Below are 17,797 nucleotides of genomic sequence, written 5' to 3'. Positions count from 1 at the left end.
CTTGTTGTATAAAAATAAAGCCACCCGGCAGAGGGGGCTGGCGCGCCATAAATGAGGCGCCTGTGCTCCTGCTGCCGGGATGGTCATGATGCTGAATTACGGCAAAAGCTCAAGCTGGATTTTCTCAACCCAGTTGTTGATGTTCTTGTTCACAAACTCCCAATCGATCGGCTGTTGTTTGAGGGAAGCGTCCAGATCTTTAAGATCCTGCGCGGCGTTCTCGAGCGCTTTGCTGTTAGCTGGCATAGTGGAGAACTGCTTGGACCATTCTGTCTGTACCTCGCTGCTACCGAACCAATCGACAAAGGCTTTGGCGGTATCCAGGTTCTTCGTACCTTTGACAATCGCTACTTGCTCAACAATATAAGGGACACCAATGGCTGGTTTTACAATTCCGGCTTTGACGTTGTACTGCTTCTCTCTCGAAGCGATACCGCTAGAGAACATCGGGCCAAAAGGTGACTTTCCACTAGCCAGGTTGGCATAGAAATCGTCGCCTTCGGCTTTATAAAAACCGTATTTCAGGTAGTTCTTCATGGCATCCCAACCCTGCTGGGAGATTCCGTACTCACCATTCGGGTCCTGATAGCGCACGAGAATGCCAGCCAGAACCGCACGAACGGTAGCGCCGCCGAGATCGTTCGTTCCCGGTGCATCATATTTATTATGGAATTGCGGGTTGGTCCACAGATCCGACCAGTCTTTAGGAGCGGTGCTTTCGTTGTACAGCTTAGAGTTGTAAATCAGGAGGATCGCTTGCTTAACAATCCCATGGTAATAATCGTCTTTATCGCTTAAGCCCTCAGGAACTTCGCTTGCCCACGCGGGCTTGTACTGCTCCAGCATGTCCTGCGACTTGAATTCCACATAGTTCACCGTACTTAAACCATAAATAATGTCGGCTACCGGCTTGTTTTTTTCGGCAATCAGACGGTTAGCAATATCGCCGCCGCCACCTTCTACGATTTGCAGGTCGAAGCCTTTTTCTTTGGCTTTCTCTTTCAGCCAATCACCTCTGCCGTCAGAAGCGGAATTAGTGTAGACAACGAGTGGAGCCTTAGCAGAACTAGCAGCCTCAGTCGGGCTTACGGCATTGGTTGCATTTGTGGTGGAGGATTGATTTCCACATGCAGCGAGCGTGCTGGTGAGTACAAGACCGAGTAGAGGCAGGACCATCCGTTTGAATTTGGTGTTCATAAAAGTCTCCCTTTTTCATTATTTTTGGAACGTGTCAATTTCAAATTGATTATAGCAACATCCGAAAATCACCGTCAATCGAATTGATGTTATTTAACATAGCCTTAATAAAGTTAACAAAACTTCTGAAAAGAGCTGAACACGATATATAAGCCGAACAAAAGAAATTAACAAAAAGCGAAGATGAGCGAACGGGGAAGTTTGGAACTGTAGGGGCAAAGCATTCGCCTGCAAGCTTTCCATAGAACAGCTGGCGCCGGAACGTAGACTGTCGACAGATTTCAACCACTAGAAACGGTAATTCCCCCTTCAACAATCGTCTTAACATTGGAAAAGAGGGGGCACCGCCTCAACTAACGGCATTTTTGCACCTTATTTTTCTTCAATGCAGAAAAATATGTGAAATAAGGGCATTATTGTATTTTATTTTTCGGTAAATTATGCTGAACGGGGTGTTCTGGAAGTTTTAAGGTACATTATTGCACTTAATCTCTACTAACCCTTAGCTGCAGAGGATTTAAGGTACAGAAATGCCGTTAATTACACTTCGACTTCGATCCTTCTTATATAAACTCTCTTTTTCTTGGCCATCTTTGTTTTTTAAATGCGTTCTATATAGTCGGTGAGCTGTGCCCATTCACACCGCTATTATGCCTTGATCTCCTGGTTATATCCGGGGAACATGCCATGGATGATGAAGAGACTGAAGATATAGGCTAAAAGTTCAATAAGTAAAAAATACAATATATGAAAAATTCACAATAATAGAAATATCCAGAGCATTGATCCTACAATTGCTGTGAAATTTGCATAGACGCTCTTACTATACACAGAAAAGCTATAAGGAAGCGATTACATAATAGCTGTCAGGGTGAAAACAACATTTTGTTGTTATGTATATTGACATGAGTACGTGTGAATACGTAGAATGAAAATAAAAACAGCGTTAATTCACATTTTTTTCTAGAATGGATGAATTCACTGTCAGAAAACATTACATTTATCCGAAAGGAGAGTCGGGCTCATGTCCAAACTCGATCCACTGCTCGGCCTATCCCCGTATCCGCTATTTCATTACTATGATGAGATGTATGCTGATGCGCGGAGTGTTAGGCCCCACTATCAACATGTGAGCCGTATGTTTGCCGGAATGAGTCCCGAAGAGCTGCAGGGGAAGCAGAACCTTATGCAGCGTCGGATGATGGAAGAAGGCATTACATTTACACTATACAATCCGGCTCAGGACCATCCAATGGAACGGACGATCCCCTTTGATATGGTGCCGCGGATTATCCCGAAGGGGGAATGGGAGCGGATGGAGGCCGGGATCGTACAGCGCATTACAGCGCTCAATTTGTTCATTCATGATATTTATCATGAGCAGAACATTGTGAGGGATGGAATTGTGCCGCGTCGAATGATCCTCTCCAATTGTTATTTTCGGCCAGAGATGGCGGGACTACGTGTTCCAGGCGGGGCCTATGTCACTACATCCGGTATTGATCTCATCCGCCATCATGACGGAAAGTATTATGTACTGGAGGATAACCTGCGTACACCATCAGGGTTCTCTTATTTGTTCAAAGGGAGATCACTGATGAATCAGCTGTTCCCTGAACTTTCCCTGGCCAGCTCCATTCGAGATGTGGATCACAGCCTCAACTGCTTTTTATCCGTGCTACGCAGCTTGTCTCCTTCACGGACGCGGGACCCGGTCATCGCACTGCTGACACCAGGTGAATACAACTCGGCGTATTACGAGCATGCCTTCCTCGCACAACAGATGGGAATTCATCTGGTCGAGGGACGTGATCTGGTCGCCCGTGATCATAAAATCTATTTGAAATCCATGGATGGTCTGCGCCGTGTGGATGTGCTGTACCGAAGATTGGATGATGATTATATTGATCCACTGGCCTTTCAGCCCGATTCGTTACTCGGTGTAGCCGGACTCATGAATGCCTACAGGGCTGGCAATATTGCGATTGCCAATGCTCCGGGAACAGGGGTGGCGGACGACAAGGCTATTTACGTGTATGTACCGGACATGATTCGATATTATCTCAAGGAAGAACCGATACTGGACAACGTGCCTACCTATTTGCTGTCTAAAGCGGAGGAGCGCCAGTACGTGCTGGAACACTTGGAGGATATGGTTGTGAAAGAAACTTCGCTATCCGGCGGATACGGCATGCTGATTGGTAGCGAGGCGACCCGGGAAGAACAAAACGAGTTCCGCTTGAAGATTCTGGCCGATCCGGAGCGTTATATTGCCCAGCCCATCATGTCCTTGTCTAGAGCGCCGGTACTGTCGGAGTCCGGGGGAATGACGCCACGGCACATCGACCTTAGAGCATTTGTCCTGATGGGAGCGGACTGCAAGCCGCATGTGATTCCCGGCGGACTAACTCGCGTGGCCATGAAAGAAGGTTCGCTTGTTGTCAATTCCTCACAGGGTGGAGGGGTTAAGGATACCTGGGTGATGGCCTGATATTTTATATTAGAAAAAGGGGTGGCTGACGATGCTGAATCGCAATGCAGAAGCGTTATTTTGGATAGGCCGGTATATTGAACGGGCAGAGAACCACGCACGGCTGATCGACGTCCATTATCATGTTCAGCAAGAGGCGGATTTTCAGCAGGAAGGTCATAAATGGTCACGGCTGATCGATGCGCTTGGGGTACGAAGTGAATACAGTCAACAGTTCGAAACCTTCTCTGAACAGGATGTGTTGTCCTTCATTACGCTGGATCTCGGCAACCCCAATTCCCTCTTCTCCTGTGTCCATCATGCAAGAAATAATCTGCGTACACTGCGTCAGCATCTGCCCAGCGAGCTATGGGATATCGTGAATAGCTTTAATCTCTGGCTGGGGGAACGCTCAGTGGCGGATATTATGCGCGGACCGCATCAGTTCTATCGTCACGTTAAGGAGCGGACGGCCATGTTCCTCGGCGCAGAACAATCGGTGATGGTGCGGGGAAATGAGTGGCATTTTATTGAGAGCGGTCGTTTCCTGGAACGTGCGGAGAATACAACACGGATCCTTCAGTCGGTCACGGCATCATGCAAGGACAAGGACATCAATGCGATGTACACTCAGCTTCAGGCGGTACTCAAATCCGTGAGCGGATACCAAGCCTTCCGGCGGTATTATGCCGATGCTGTCTCACCGGAGAGTATTCTGGAGTTTCTGATTGGAAGTGCGCAATTTCCGAGGTCGATCTGTTTTTCCTTTCATAAGCTGGGTGAACATCTGGCAGCACTAGAGCTTGACGGATCTGACAAAGGGTCAGGGTATGAGCGAGTGATCCGGCAAGCGGGTAGAATCCAGGCGGAGCTGGATTATATGGAGAAGGAGGAAATGTCCGGCGACATGGTAGAGCATGTGCTGCAAGCGCTGGTACAATCCTGCGAGCGGCTGGGTAAAACAATGGAAGGCGCCTTTTTTCGGCGGGAAGGCATCTCAGCATGAAAATCCAAATCCATCATACAACAACATATACTTACCCCGAGCCGGTTACGGACAGTGTCAATGAAATTCGCCTCACGCCGCGCACCAATTATCGTCAGTCCTGTTATCACCATGAGGTGGAGGTGCATCCGCCGGCGAATCTGCTGACATACGAGGATTTTTTCGGCAACCGCGTCCACGCTTATTCGGTCAATAAGCCGCATACTGAGATGGTTATCCATACCAAAGCTACGGTGGTGACACTCGATAAAGCGCAGGGCGCTGGTTTGCCGTCCATCCCCCTGGCAGAGCAGGTGAAGCTGCTGGGGGATTCCAGGTTCCAGAACCGGTATATCGAATTTATTTTGCCAACTAGCTATACGGAAGTGACGCCTGAACTCGTTGAGTTTGCTTCACAGTATCCTTTTGACGCTGCCGAAGGGATGTATGAATGGGTCAAACAGCTATCTTCGACGATCTTTGAGCAGTTCACGTACGACCCGGAGGCAACGAGCGTGAATACAACGGTTAAAAAAGCATTAAAGCTCAAACGCGGCGTCTGTCAGGATTATGCGCATCTGATGATCGCGGTCTGCCGTAGCGTCGGGTTGCCATCAAGGTATGTGAGCGGATATCATTTTGTTGGGGATTTGCAGGGAGGTAATGCGGATTTTGAACAGGCTTCGCATGCATGGGTAGAGACGCACATTCCGGGTACGGGCTGGCTGGGCTTTGATCCTACTAACGACACTGAAGTGAACTGGAGATACATTAAGCTGGGACACGGAAGAGACTATAAGGATATTGTACCTGTCAAAGGGGTATACCGGGGTAATGCGGGATCTCTAACGGTCAAGGTGGATGTAACTCGCCTGGATAATTAGAAGTAGAGGGGCTGGCCTGATTGTGAAAATCAGGTTAGTCCCTATTTATGTTTGGGATAGATTAGAAGGGGGCACAAATTGTCATTAATGATGCAGAATTACTGTTATCTTAAGAAAGCTAATGTAGATCTGCTAAAAAACATACATGTTCCGCCCGGGATACGTTCGTTCAATCCCTGGTCTGACCTGTACATAGCATTTATAATTATATCAACGGGCTATACCCAGTGCTGCGCCCCTTGCTTCCGAAACAGGTGATCTCTCTCTGGAGGAGATTGGCCAAGCCTTGAACAACAGTGTTAATAGAGGCTTTGAGCGAAACGTTCTGAAGAATGCTAATATTGCAGCTTTAACGGCCAAAGGATAAGGATAAAATAACAGAATAACACAAACATTGGAGGTGTAATATGATTATTAAAGAAGTAACACTTTGGACTGGGAATTTAGAAAAGACTCGCAGCTACTATAAAGACAAGCTGGAACTTGAGATCTCCGAGGAAGCTCCAGGACAGTTTGCCGTACAGATTGGCACTACGAAAGTAACCTTTCATGCAGTAGACATGCCAGAGAAACCCTACTACCATCTGGCATTTAATATACCGGCGCAGCAATTTGCCGAAGCTAAAGCATGGGCCAAGTCAAGGCTTACGCTGAACGAGGTGAAGGGGGAGGATGAGGTGTTCTTTGAAAGCTGGAACGCACATGCCTTTTACTTTGAAGACCCTTCAGGAAATCTGCTGGAATTCATCGCTCGTCATAATCTGGAGCATCCTGCCGAGGTGCCTTTCTCAGCCAGTGCGCTCCTTGGCGTCAGCGAAGTTGGAATAGTCACCGATGAAGTGCTTCCGCTTGTGAGACAGTTAAACGATTTTGGTATTCCGAGCTGGGGAGAGGTGAGTGAAGGCTTCACTCCAGTTGGGGATGAAACCGGCTTGGGCATTGTGGTAAAAAGGGGCCGTCAGTGGTTCTTCTCCAATCTGAACGCCGAATTTTATCCCCTGGAGATGCTGGTAGAAGGCATCGGAAGACTTTCGTTTCCAGAGTTAAATGTTGTGAACAAAAAAACCAACGATATTGATTGAACTAAAAAACTTAACGTAAGGGGAACGGAATGGAGGGGAAGTTTGGAACTGAAGGTGCGAAAGTGACTGCCTAAAAGTTTTTCGTAGAAAAGCTGGCATCGGAAGCAAAGGCTGTCTCCGGATTTTATCCGCGAATAGCGGTACAATCTAAAGAAATCTGGGAACAACATCGGCCGGGAGTTCAAGCGTTTTCCGCAATGACGATCTAACCCTGTGTAAGAACTCTAAGTTCAATCTATATCATACGTATCAAGATTTCGTGTTGGTCATTTGGATTCTTCTTGGTATACTGTTTTTAAGCATGACCTGTATCTTTTCGTTGGTGTGAAGGTTATGGGGAACTGGATATCAAGTTTGGAAGGGTAGGTTTTTACAAAGGAAGCGTATACGTGATAGAGAGCCTTGTTAGCGCAAGCGATCACGCCCCCCTTTGTAGGACTTGCCCTCTTTTCTTTTTTTATAATAATTACTCTTGGATTTTAGGGATCTACCTCAATATCAGTGCTTGCTTAGCCATGTAACGGACACCAGAGACTTTATTGTCTATCGATTCAAGCATTTAGAAAGATAACGGACTCCAGAGACCTTATGGGCAGTAATTAAGCTCAACAACCACGGTTTGGGAGAAAATAGCGTCCCCTGAGTCCTCTGCATGTTCCAGGAGCAGCTTCATGTGCAAAATAACGGCTATACGGTCCGTTAGGTCTCATGCGTGAGTTTCAATCTTATGAAAGCCGTGGTAACAGGCTCGGGAGCAAATCCTCTGAGAAGACGAATAATGATGATATTAACAGATAACGGAGAGATACGATGGAACAACTTCCAATACACCAGGTGCTGCCTGACCTGAAGAATATACTGGCTTCTAGTACAAACGCTATTCTCGTGGCAGAACCGGGAGCGGGTAAAACTACCGGAACGCCCCCGGCTTTTCTAGATGAGCCATGGATGGAGGGCAAGACCATCCTGATGCTGGAGCCCCGCAGACTGGCGGCTCGTTCTGCTGCGACCTACATTGCTTCCCAATTGGGTGAAAGTGTAGGACAGACAGTAGGTTACCGAATGCGCATGGATACTAAAGTCGGCCCTCAGACACGAATTATTGTCGTTACTGAAGGCGTGCTGACCCGGATGCTGCAAAGCGATCCTACACTTGGCGATGTGGGTCTTGTGATCTTCGATGAATTCCACGAACGTAGCCTGCATGCCGATCTGGGGCTGGCTCTGACGCTGGAAGCTCAGACGGTGCTTCGGGAGGATCTTCGCATCCTGATCATGTCGGCGACACTGGAGACGGAGCGGGTGTCAGCTCTGCTAGGGGGCGCCCCTGTAGTAGATTGTCCTGGACGGACTTATCCGGTAGAAACGGTCTATTCGCCTGTTCCTGCGGCTTCCCGCATCGAGAAATCCGCGGCTGCGGCTGTGCGGAGGGCCTTAGCTGAGCAGCCGGGGGATGTTCTCGTGTTCCTGCCGGGGGAACGGGAAATCCGCCGGACCCAACGGGAGCTGGAAGCCGCTATTCTGCCGCAAGAAACGGTCCTGCGTCCGCTTTATGGACAGCTGCCGCAGAATGCACAAGACGCTGCGGTTGCTCCAGCGGTGCCGGGCCAACGTAAGGTTGTGCTGGCCACTTCTATCGCCGAGACGAGCTTGACGATTCAAGGCGTACGCACAGTCATTGATACCGGATTGCGGCGTACACAGGTGTTCTCACCGCGTACGGGGATGCCGCGGCTGGAGACGGTGCCGGTGTCGAAGGCTTCAGCCGACCAGCGGCGCGGCCGGGCGGGCCGTACAGCTCCCGGCGTCTGCTACAGGCTGTGGAGCCAGGAGGAGCACTACCGGCTCCCGGACGAGAACGTGCCGGAGATCATGGAAGCCGATCTGACGCAGCTCGCTCTTGAACTGGCCGTATGGGGCGTGCCGGACCCGGCAGCCCTGCCGTGGCTGGACGCGCCGCCCGCCGCGCCTTACGCGCAGGGCGCGGCGCTGCTGCGCCAGCTTGGCGCGCTGGACGCCAGCGGCGCCATCACCCCGCACGGCCGCAGCATGGCCGCGCTGGGTGCGCACCCGCGCATCGCGCACATGCTGCTGCGCGGGCAAGGGCTTGGCGCTGCCCCGCTGGCCTGCCGGCTGGCAGCGCTGCTGCAGGAGCGGGACCTGCTGCGCGGTCCCGCCGGGGGCGATTGCGACCTCACGCTGCGCGTAGAGGCGCTGCTCCGGTTCGAGCGCTCCGCCGGTGCTGACGGCGGCGGAGCTGATCTTGCGGCGCTGCGCACGGTGCAGCGCGAGAGCCGGAACTACCTGGCACAGCTGAAGGCCTCGCCAGGGGAAGAGCCGGACAGCAGCCAATGCGGACTGCTGCTGTCGTTCGCCTACCCCGACCGGATCGGGCAGAGACGCGGCGAAGGCGCGTTTCTGCTGTCAGGAGGCCGGGGGGCGGCGATGAAAGAAGGGCAGCCGTTGGAACGCTCCGCGTATATTGTGGCTGCCTCTGTGGATGATCAGGGTACGCACAGCCGGATTTTGCTGGCTGCAGAGCTGAGTGAAGTGCAGTTGCTATCCCACCATGGGGACAGCATCGTGGAAGAAGCCGAAGTCTATTGGGACAAGGATAACGGGAGCGTGAAGGCGCGGCGTCGCACGCGACTGGGTGCCCTTATTCTTAAGGAGACGACTCATGAGCGCCCTTCGGCAGAAGAGGCTGCAGAGGGATTACTGGCGGCCATTGCGTCTGAAGGGCTGGAGGTACTGCCCTGGGAGAAGGGGCCGCAGCAGCTTCGCCAGCGGATGATGTTCATGCATGGTCTGCGAGAGGATTGGCCGGATGTATCTGATTCCGCACTTTTGGAGTCACTTGCTGACTGGCTGGGTCCCTATCTGCACGGGATGCGTAGCCTGCGCGATCTTCAGCGGCTGCCACTGGCCCGAGCGCTGGAGGATCTGCTGGATTGGAAGCAGCGTCAGACACTGGAGCAGGAAGCACCCACCCATATTACCGTGCCAAGCGGCTCGCGGCTACCTATAGATTACGGGAATCCGGCAGCTCCAGTGCTCGCGGTGCGACTGCAGGAAATGTTCGGTCAACAGGATACGCCGAGACTTGGTGGGGGACGGGTGCCGGTTCTGCTGCATCTCTTGTCGCCAGCAAGAAGACCCATGCAGGTTACATCGGATCTTGCGAGCTTTTGGCGTAATACATATTTCGAGGTCAAGAAAGATTTGAAGGGCCGTTATCCCAAGCATTATTGGCCGGATGATCCGCTGCAGGCGGTGCCGACGAGCCGCACCCGGCCTGTAAAATAGGGGCTGCATTTACACGCGCTGAAGATTCTTCTACTGATTTGTCCTTCGCCGATGGGGTAATAACATAGCGAACGATAATAACGAAGGAGGACTTTCAAATGACGAAGAAAATCGCAGGTGTGTTTGACACAGAACAGGAAGCGACCCGAGCCATTGAAGGACTTCAAAGCCGCGGGTACCGCACGGATGAAATTTCCATAATTACACGTAATCGTGATGAATTTAAGCATATTTCCGACGAGACCGGAACCATGGCACCCGAGGGTGTTGCAACTGGAGTGGCATCGGGCGGAGTCTTAGGTGGAATTGCCGGGCTTCTTGCCGGTATAGGGGCGCTGGCGATTCCGGGCATCGGACCGATTCTGGCGGCTGGCCCGATCGCCGCTACATTGACTGGTGCAGCCGTAGGCGCGGGAGCAGGTGGACTTGTTGGCGGCCTGATCGGACTTGGCATCCCCGAGGAGGAAGCGAGGGAGTATGAAGGCTATGTGGACCGCGGAAAAATCCTTGTGCTGGTGGAGGACCGCGGCCGTGACAGAGAGGTCCATAGTCTTTTCCGGGATAACCGTTCGTTGAATACACATCGTTATGAAGATCAATACAAGGATCATCCTGATGTTCTGCCGGAGGATACCCGAATAGGAAATTCACAAAAGAATCATTAAAAACGGGAGCCAAAGACTGCATTTTCTACGAACAACCGTAGATATGCAGTCTTTTTTTTACACCTACCGACCACATTTCAACATATGAAAAATTCACAATAGAAAAGATCAAAAACCGGTTCTTCTCCTCCCATAACTTCTCCAAAGGCAAACGACTACTCTCCTCAAATACTAAGCTCATGGAAAAAGTAGACCCCTTGCCTTTATTTCAGGTTGTGAAAGTTGGAAAATAGTGCTTATACTAGATTCATAGCAGGAATAAATAGGATTGGGTATTTACACATCAGGAGGTGTATCTTGGCATGGCTTTTATGATTGCCCAACGGGCTTTTATTAAGGTGTATCTGATAACAATGGTGGAGCAGCATCGCGGATATGGTTATCAGATGCTGGAGGATATGCGACGGGAATTCAAATCACACGGATACTCTCCTCCGCAGAGCGAGATTTACCGTGCGCTGCACGAGCTGGTGCAGCAGGGCATTTTGTACCGTACCAAGCAGTTGAAGGGGAATGATCCCAAGGTTGATTTTCAGGAAATCGTCCTCTATCACTTCACCTCGGATGGTGAGGAGAAAGCCAAACTTTATAAAAAACAGGTAAAGACCGACCTGGACCGTTGTCTCGGAATTCTGAACAAAGCCGTCACCGATAATTTTTAATAGGGAGGTCTTGAATCTGTGCTATTAGGCTCTCTTATCCCTGCATTTGGAAAAGCTTCGACTCGGGGTAGAGATTAGCAACTTTAGTGATATTTTCAGAGGGCCCGCGCCCTGTTATAATGAGTACTGCTGGAATTATTGCAGTATATACTTGGAGGTATTTCAGATGGACGAACATATGAAACGTCGATTAGACAAACAAAGAAAACTATTCAGCCAGTTAGGCATAACGCTTGATGCCCTTACGATACATGAGAAGGAATTCGGCATGAAGCTTCGTGGATATGATGCGGAGGAAGTAGATACATTTTTGGACAGTGTAATTAAGGACTATGAACGTTTCTACGCTACCATAGCTGATCTGATGGACAAATGGCAGGAACAGCAGCTGGAGCTGCGCGATCTCAAAGCCGAAGCCAAAGCCGCCGTTGCTCCGCCAACCATTGTCCGTGGGATTGACCCGATGGATCTGGAGGATGTCATTCTGAAACTGGAAGCCAACATCCGTCAGCTTAAGGACAGAATCCCGCGCACCGAGAGCTACCTGTAATCTCATAATCCACGGCTCACCGGAATTCACTAATGTCAGATGCTGATGGGGGTTAAGCCTTTGGTCGATAGACGGGTATGGAACCTGAAGATTCGCGGCAAGATCGCACTGGGGTATTTCATGATCCTGTTAATGCTTGGACTTTTTCTGCTCGTTGTATCTGCAAGGATCAGCAAGCTGGAAGCTGAGACGGTTTTTCTTAGTGATCACGATATGAAGGTTCATGAACTAACCTATCAGATTGAGAAGAATGTGCTGGATATGGAGACAGGTCAGAGAGGTTATGCACTCACCGGGAAGATGGAATATCTGCCTCCGTATAATAACGGACTCGCGGAGTGGCGCATTAATTATGCTAAGCTGAACGGCCTGATTGCCGACAATCCTGCTCAAGTAAAGAATCTGCAGACGATCATGGTCAATATTGAAAAATGGATCGAGGATGCCGGACAATACGTCATCGATCTTAAGCGGAATGGCCAGAATGAAGCCGTGAACCGCTTTTTTCAAGACGATACCGGTAAATCCATTGTTGATTCCATCCGATCCCAGTCTGAATATTTTCTCGACAACGAACGGGCTCTTACCAATGCACGGATCAACACTCTGAAAGAAGGAAACCACAAATTACTGCTGACGATGTACATTTTATGGGGGCTTGTGGCTGTTTTTGCTGCGGTCATTACCGTATTGATTGCAAGAAGTATCGTGAGTCCGCTCAGCCGTGTTATTCTTGCCATTAACAACATTGCCAGCGGAGGTAATTTGTCTGAACGGGTCAGGGTTAGGACACACGATGAGCTGTATGACCTCGGAGATGCCACTAACCGACTGCTTGAGACTGTGGAACGGGATCAATGGGGCAGTGAGCAATTAAGTGTGATGTCTATTCTGCTTCAGGAAACTACAGATTTGACCGTTTTGTGCAGAACCTTTCTGAACAAGCTCGCATCTATTCTGGAACTGCAATACGGTGCTGTGTATGTACTGAATGCGGAAGAAAGCTTTGAGCGGATTTATTCCTATGCGGGTAGCGATGAGAGTGAGAATTCCGTTGGTGTGAACAAGATTAAGTCCGGGGAAGGTCTGGTCGGTCAATGTGCACAGGATATGAAACTTAGGGTCCTGGAGGATCTGCCAGTGGATTACATCAGTATTAACTCCGGCTTAGGCAGAACCGCCCCGCGTTATCTCACCTTGGCCCCGGTCATTTTTGAGAACAAGACGTTAGCCGTAGTTGAGATTGCCTCGTTGACCAAGTGGGCTCCCTTCCATTTTGAACTCCTATCCAAGCTTGTGAATATGCTGGGTGTCACGTTGAATTCGGTCATGACGCGAATGGAGATTCAGAAGCTGTATGGAGAATCACAGGTTATGAATGAAGAGCTGCAGGTACAGTCCGAGGAGCTCCAAGTACAAGCGGAAGAGCTGCAGAGCTACACCAAGGAACTGCTGGCATTAAATGGCGAGCTGGAGATTCAGAAGTCGATGGCGGAGCGCTCCGCGGTTGAACTGGAGAAGTATAACGAACAGCTCGAGCAGAGTTCTCGATATAAGTCGGAGTTTCTTGCCAATATGTCACATGAGCTACGTACACCGCTGAACAGTATGCTTATTCTTTCCCAACTGCTGTCAGAGAATCGCAACGAATCCCTAAATGAGGAAGAACAGAATTATGCAGCAGTGATTCATTCCTCCGGAAGTGAATTGCTCAGTATGATCAACGATATTCTGGACTTGTCCAAGGTGGAAGCGGGCAAAATGATGGTTGAGGTGGATGCTGTCAATCTAACGGAGTTGCCTGCTCTCCTGCAATCCTATTTTGGAAAAATAGCTGAGCAGCAAAATCTGGAGTTCACCGTAGTTCTGGATGAAAGTGTGCCGGATTTATTCTACACGGATGAGCTGCGACTCCATCAGATCCTGCGCAATCTACTGTCCAATGCCTTTAAGTTCACCGAGCAAGGCAGTGTAAAAGTGGAAGTGTCCAGGCTGGAAGCTTTCCAATCCCTGAGCTATGCATCTGAGGAGCCGGTGCTTGCCTTTGCAGTAACCGACAGCGGCATTGGCATCTCCGATAAGAATAGCCAGTTGATCTTCGAAGCCTTCCGTCAAGCTGACGGTTCAACAGCCCGCAAATTTGGCGGTACAGGACTCGGACTTTCAATCTCCCTTCAGCTCGCCAGACTGTTAGGCGGCCATATTGGGCTGAACAGTACACATGGGGAGGGAAGCACCTTTACGCTCTATCTGCCTTGCCGGGAAGAGGAGACCGGGGAGAGTTATATTCCGGGAGCTCAGTGGTCCGAAACGGCAGCATCAAGTGCAGATGACCGCATTTCAGCGGAGAAACCTACATATCGGCAGAACTCAGATCAGTTCGATAAGCAATATGAACAATTGCATGGCCGGACCGTGCTTATCGTCGATGATGATATGCGCAATATCTTTGCACTGGAAAAGGGACTGGAACCGTATGACATGGAGATCCTGACCGCTCAAACTGGCTTTGAATGCCTGCAAATGGTGAGAGAGCATGACGACATTGATATTGTTCTGCTGGATATCATGATGCCGAATCTGGATGGCTATGATACGTTAAGCATCATCCGGGAAGAGCTGCTTCTGACGGAGCTACCGATCCTGGCGATCTCAGCCAAGACGATGAAGGAGGACCGGGAGAAGTGCCTCGCAGCAGGGGCTTCCGGTTTTATGAGCAAGCCAGTAGTGCTGCAGGAGGTAGTCTCTCAGATGTGCAGATTGCTCGCGGAGGGTGAAAGCTGAGACTTCCGCCCGACTTGACAATTTGAAAATTACCATTGACGCCTGCCCGGGTATGATTTATTATGAACCTATAAATGATCATTTATAGTTTAGTGGCGTGTTACCGTAAAGGGCATGAGCCAAGGATTGTCTTATTTATTTGAGACTATTCTTGGCTCTTTTTTATACCTTTCACCTGACAATCACTGGAAAGAGGGGAGAACTTGATACGGGAGCACGAGCAATTTCAAGTACAACGCGTAATCGGCAATAACGTGGTTATGGTGCAGGGAAGCAAGAACGGCAAAGAATATGTCATCATCGGCAAAGGGATTGGCTTTGCGGTGAAGGGTACGGGAGTCATTGAAGGCAATGATCACCGGATCGAGAAGCTTTTTCGCCTGGAAGATCGGGACGAATGGAGCCAATATCAAATTTTGCTGGAAGATATCGACCCTAAGGTTATGAAGATCACAGATGAGATCATCAGCGATATCGGGGAGCAGTTTGCCGGGAAGCTGAATGACAAAATCTACTTGGCGCTCCCAAGCCATATCCAGTTCACCATCTACCGTCTGCGCAACGGGATGGATATTGTCAACCCATTTTTACAAGAAACAAAAATGACCTTCCCGAAAGAATATGAGATCGCTTACAAAGCGGCGGAGAAGATCAATGCCGAATTTCAGGTGCAGATTCCTGAAGATGAGATTGGATTTCTAACTTACCACGTCTACTCTGCTGTTAGTAACGTACCGGTAGGGCAGTTGGTGAAGGCTTCCAACATCGTGAGCGAGTTAATGGACCTGATTCGGGAAGAACGAAACATTACCTTCGAGTACGGAAGCATGAATCATGTCCGGCTGATGATTCATCTGCGCTTTTCGATTGAACGCATTTTACAGGGGTCATTAATCGACAATCCCTTTGTGAAGCATATCAAAAAAGAGTATAAGCGGGAGTATATGCTTGCAAAGAAGCTCGGAAAAGTAATGCAAAACTCACTGAGCGTAGAAGTCCCGGAGGAAGAGTTATGTTTCTTGGCAATGCATTTATACCGTCTGTTTCAAACGCTTGAGAAAAACAAATAGCAGCTTAAGAGGGAGTGGCATCATATGTTTTCCAAATGGAAATCTAAAAAAGAAGAGAAACGTACTGGACATACCGTAACAATTAAGGCTCCTATGAGCGGGCAAGCGGTTCCATTGGAACAAGTTCCGGATGATACTTTTGCCGGTGGTCATATGGGCGGTGGAATCGCCATACAACCTATAGAAGGGAAATTGATCGCCCCTTTCGATGGGAAAGTTGCTCATATTGTGAAGTCGAGCCACGCCGTCATTCTGGAACATTCCTCCGGCATGCAGCTACTGCTACATATTGGAATAGAGACTGTCAGCCTGAAGGGGAACGGGTTCACTAGTTATGTAGCTACCGGGGATACTGTGAAGGCCGGACAGACGTTGATTGAATTTGATCTGGAGGCTATTCGTGCAGCCGGATGTGAGACCATCTCCCCGGTCATAGTAACGAACAATGGTGAGAACGTACCACAGGTAGAAGGTCACTTTGGCCCTGTGACCGCAGGTGAAGACAGTATCCTTACCGTGGTTTTAACGCAATAAGCAAATAGCTTTACTATCTTGCCATTGAAAGGATGAGAGAATATGTTGGCTTTTCTTCAGAAACTGGGCAAGTCACTGATGCTGCCAGTAGCAACGATGCCGGCGGCGGCAATACTTCAAGGGTTTGGATTGATTGACTATGAAAAAGATTTGCATTTGGGCAGCGCGGTAGGGGGCTTCCTGAACCAGTATGTCGCCCCATTCTTGAATGCAGGAGCAGGTGCCATTTTTGGTAACTTGGCTCTAATCTTCGCCATTGGTGTGGCGATTGGATTCGCTGGTGATGCGGTTGCGGCGTTGTCGGCACTGATTGCTTACATGGTGTTAACCAAGATCCTTGCCATAGTTCCACTGCAATTTTCCTTTATTAATGATGATGTCGTTCTGAATATGGGTGTTCTTGGCGGTATTTTCGCCGGTGCGTGGGCTGCATTCCTATACAAAAAATATCATAATATTAAAATGCCGGATTGGCTCGGCTTCTTCGCGGGCAAACGTTTTGTACCGATCATCACTGCTGTCAGCACCATGGTGCTTGCCGTTTTGGTAGGTATGATTTGGAGCCCAATTCAAGATATAATCAGCGACTTCGGTAACTGGGTGGTAGGACTTGGAGCCTTCGGAGCCTTCTTGTTCGGTACTGCGAACCGTCTCCTGATTCCGATCGGGCTTCACCACGTGATCAATACCATTGCCTGGTTCCAAATCGGGGATTTCACCAATGCCGCTGGCGAACTAGTGCACGGTGACCTGACTCGCTTCTTCGCCGGGGACAAAACAGCAGGAATGTTCATGACCGGATTCTTCCCGATTATGATGTTCGCTTTGCCTGGTGCAGCGCTTGCTTTCATTCATACGGCTAAACCAGAGAAACGAAAACTGGTAGCCTCCATCTTCATCGGGTCTGCCATCGCATCATTTCTGACGGGTATCACTGAACCGCTTGAGTTTTCTTTCATGTTCGTTGCGCCGCTCTTGTATCTGGTGCATGCTTTATTAACAGGTCTGTCCATGGCTGTCATGTATATTCTAGACGTCAAGCTGGGCTTTGGCTTCTCAGCTGGCCTAATTGATTACCTGGTTAATCTAAAAATATCTACCCACCCGTGGATCTTGATTCCGGTTGGCCTTGCATTCTTCGTACTCTATTATGTACTGTTCCGCGCCATCATTACCATCTTCAAACTCAAAACACCTGGACGCGAAGATGATATTGAGGATGAGGTTCAGGAAATCTCAGCAGGTAACGGTAATACTATCTCTGCCTCCTCCAGAGCATCCAAAATTCTGGAGAACATCGGAGGTCCGGACAACATTAAGAACATTGATGCGTGTATCACGCGACTGCGTCTCGTAGTGAATGACGAGAAGGCAGTGAAAGATGCGGCACTCAAACAGCTTGGTGCTTCCGGCGTGATGAGACTCGGTCAAGGGACCGTGCAAATTGTATTTGGTCCACAATCTGAGCAAATCAAGGATGAGATACAGAAATTGCTGTAAAAAGAAAGATTGATTCACTAGAAAATCACATTTAAATTACTTCAAGGACGAAATTTATAAATTTCGTCCTTGTTTAATGGCTATTATTAGGAAACTTCTCTAAAAAGT

The 17,797-nt window shown here is 49.3% G+C and carries 13 protein-coding genes; 12 read left to right on the top strand and 1 reads right to left on the bottom strand.

Features of this window, described 5'->3' with window-relative positions:
- Positions 1 to 96: 96 nt before the first annotated feature.
- Positions 97 to 1,197, bottom strand: a complete 1,101-nt coding sequence (locus ACFVU8_RS06790; RefSeq protein WP_387426442.1) for an extracellular solute-binding protein — start codon at positions 1,195 to 1,197, stop codon at positions 97 to 99.
- Positions 1,198 to 2,221: 1,024 nt separating this feature from the next.
- Here ACFVU8_RS06790 and ACFVU8_RS06785 point away from each other — a divergent pair.
- The 12 genes from ACFVU8_RS06785 to nagE all read left to right on the top strand — a co-directional run bounded on the left by ACFVU8_RS06785 (position 2,222) and on the right by nagE (position 17,689).
- Entirely contained in the window at positions 2,222 to 3,688 is a 1,467-nt protein-coding gene (locus ACFVU8_RS06785) for a circularly permuted type 2 ATP-grasp protein (RefSeq protein ID WP_387426440.1), read from the top strand.
- Positions 3,689 to 3,719: 31 nt separating this feature from the next.
- Positions 3,720 to 4,673, top strand: coding sequence for an alpha-E domain-containing protein (locus ACFVU8_RS06780; RefSeq protein ID WP_387426438.1), 954 nt, complete (start codon positions 3,720 to 3,722; stop codon positions 4,671 to 4,673).
- Positions 4,670 to 5,536 carry a transglutaminase family protein gene (locus ACFVU8_RS06775; RefSeq protein WP_387426436.1) on the top strand — a complete coding sequence of 289 codons (867 nt, stop codon included), beginning with the start codon at positions 4,670 to 4,672 and terminating at the stop codon, positions 5,534 to 5,536. Before ACFVU8_RS06780 ends, ACFVU8_RS06775 begins: the two co-directional genes overlap by 4 nt.
- A 407-nt stretch (positions 5,537 to 5,943) precedes the next feature.
- Positions 5,944 to 6,618, top strand: coding sequence for a VOC family protein (locus ACFVU8_RS06770; protein ID WP_387426434.1), 675 nt, complete (start codon positions 5,944 to 5,946; stop codon positions 6,616 to 6,618).
- An 810-nt stretch (positions 6,619 to 7,428) separates the two neighbouring features.
- Positions 7,429 to 9,924: an ATP-dependent helicase HrpB gene (gene hrpB / locus ACFVU8_RS06765; RefSeq protein WP_387426433.1), complete on the top strand. Its 2,496-nt coding sequence runs from the start codon at positions 7,429 to 7,431 to the stop codon at positions 9,922 to 9,924.
- A gap of 98 nt (positions 9,925 to 10,022) precedes the next feature.
- Positions 10,023 to 10,589 (top strand): general stress protein, encoded by a 567-nt coding sequence (locus ACFVU8_RS06760; protein WP_387426431.1) that lies wholly within the window; start codon positions 10,023 to 10,025, stop codon positions 10,587 to 10,589.
- Between the two features lie 302 nt (positions 10,590 to 10,891).
- Positions 10,892 to 11,251 carry a replication termination protein gene (locus ACFVU8_RS06755; RefSeq protein WP_379465990.1) on the top strand — a complete coding sequence of 120 codons (360 nt, stop codon included), beginning with the start codon at positions 10,892 to 10,894 and terminating at the stop codon, positions 11,249 to 11,251.
- A gap of 166 nt (positions 11,252 to 11,417) precedes the next feature.
- Complete coding sequence (locus ACFVU8_RS06750) at positions 11,418 to 11,801, top strand: DivIVA domain-containing protein (RefSeq protein WP_379465989.1); 384 nt, start codon at positions 11,418 to 11,420, stop codon at positions 11,799 to 11,801.
- A gap of 60 nt (positions 11,802 to 11,861) precedes the next feature.
- Positions 11,862 to 14,585: a CHASE3 domain-containing protein gene (locus ACFVU8_RS06745; RefSeq protein ID WP_387426430.1), complete on the top strand. Its 2,724-nt coding sequence runs from the start codon at positions 11,862 to 11,864 to the stop codon at positions 14,583 to 14,585.
- A 203-nt stretch (positions 14,586 to 14,788) separates the two neighbouring features.
- A complete protein-coding gene (locus ACFVU8_RS06740) occupies positions 14,789 to 15,655 on the top strand; it encodes a PRD domain-containing protein (protein WP_387426429.1) in 867 nt (288 codons plus the stop codon).
- Positions 15,656 to 15,679: 24 nt separating this feature from the next.
- Positions 15,680 to 16,189, top strand: coding sequence for a PTS sugar transporter subunit IIA (locus tag ACFVU8_RS06735; RefSeq protein WP_379465986.1), 510 nt, complete (start codon positions 15,680 to 15,682; stop codon positions 16,187 to 16,189).
- Positions 16,190 to 16,231: 42 nt separating this feature from the next.
- Positions 16,232 to 17,689: an N-acetylglucosamine-specific PTS transporter subunit IIBC gene (gene nagE / locus ACFVU8_RS06730; RefSeq protein WP_387426427.1), complete on the top strand. Its 1,458-nt coding sequence runs from the start codon at positions 16,232 to 16,234 to the stop codon at positions 17,687 to 17,689.
- The last annotated feature ends 108 nt before the right edge of the window (positions 17,690 to 17,797 follow it).

This window comes from Paenibacillus sp. NPDC058177 (assembly GCF_042883835.1).
GTDB classification, from domain to species: domain Bacteria; phylum Bacillota; class Bacilli; order Paenibacillales; family Paenibacillaceae; genus Paenibacillus_AQ; species Paenibacillus_AQ agri.
This window is presented reverse-complemented; position numbering and strand designations above follow the sequence as displayed.

Bases quoted from the DNA above. Each gene is read 5' to 3' on its own strand.
- ACFVU8_RS06790 (WP_387426442.1), bottom strand. From the start codon at position 1,197: ATGAACACCAAATTCAAACGGATGGTCCTGCCTCTACTCGGTCTTGTA.
- ACFVU8_RS06785 (WP_387426440.1), top strand. From the start codon at position 2,222: ATGTCCAAACTCGATCCACTGCTCGGCCTATCCCCGTATCCGCTATTT.
- ACFVU8_RS06780 (WP_387426438.1), top strand. From the start codon at position 3,720: ATGCTGAATCGCAATGCAGAAGCGTTATTTTGGATAGGCCGGTATATT.
- ACFVU8_RS06775 (WP_387426436.1), top strand. From the start codon at position 4,670: ATGAAAATCCAAATCCATCATACAACAACATATACTTACCCCGAGCCG.
- ACFVU8_RS06770 (WP_387426434.1), top strand. From the start codon at position 5,944: ATGATTATTAAAGAAGTAACACTTTGGACTGGGAATTTAGAAAAGACT.
- hrpB (WP_387426433.1), top strand. From the start codon at position 7,429: ATGGAACAACTTCCAATACACCAGGTGCTGCCTGACCTGAAGAATATA.
- ACFVU8_RS06760 (WP_387426431.1), top strand. From the start codon at position 10,023: ATGACGAAGAAAATCGCAGGTGTGTTTGACACAGAACAGGAAGCGACC.
- ACFVU8_RS06755 (WP_379465990.1), top strand. From the start codon at position 10,892: ATGGCTTTTATGATTGCCCAACGGGCTTTTATTAAGGTGTATCTGATA.
- ACFVU8_RS06750 (WP_379465989.1), top strand. From the start codon at position 11,418: ATGGACGAACATATGAAACGTCGATTAGACAAACAAAGAAAACTATTC.
- ACFVU8_RS06735 (WP_379465986.1), top strand. From the start codon at position 15,680: ATGTTTTCCAAATGGAAATCTAAAAAAGAAGAGAAACGTACTGGACAT.
- nagE (WP_387426427.1), top strand. From the start codon at position 16,232: ATGTTGGCTTTTCTTCAGAAACTGGGCAAGTCACTGATGCTGCCAGTA.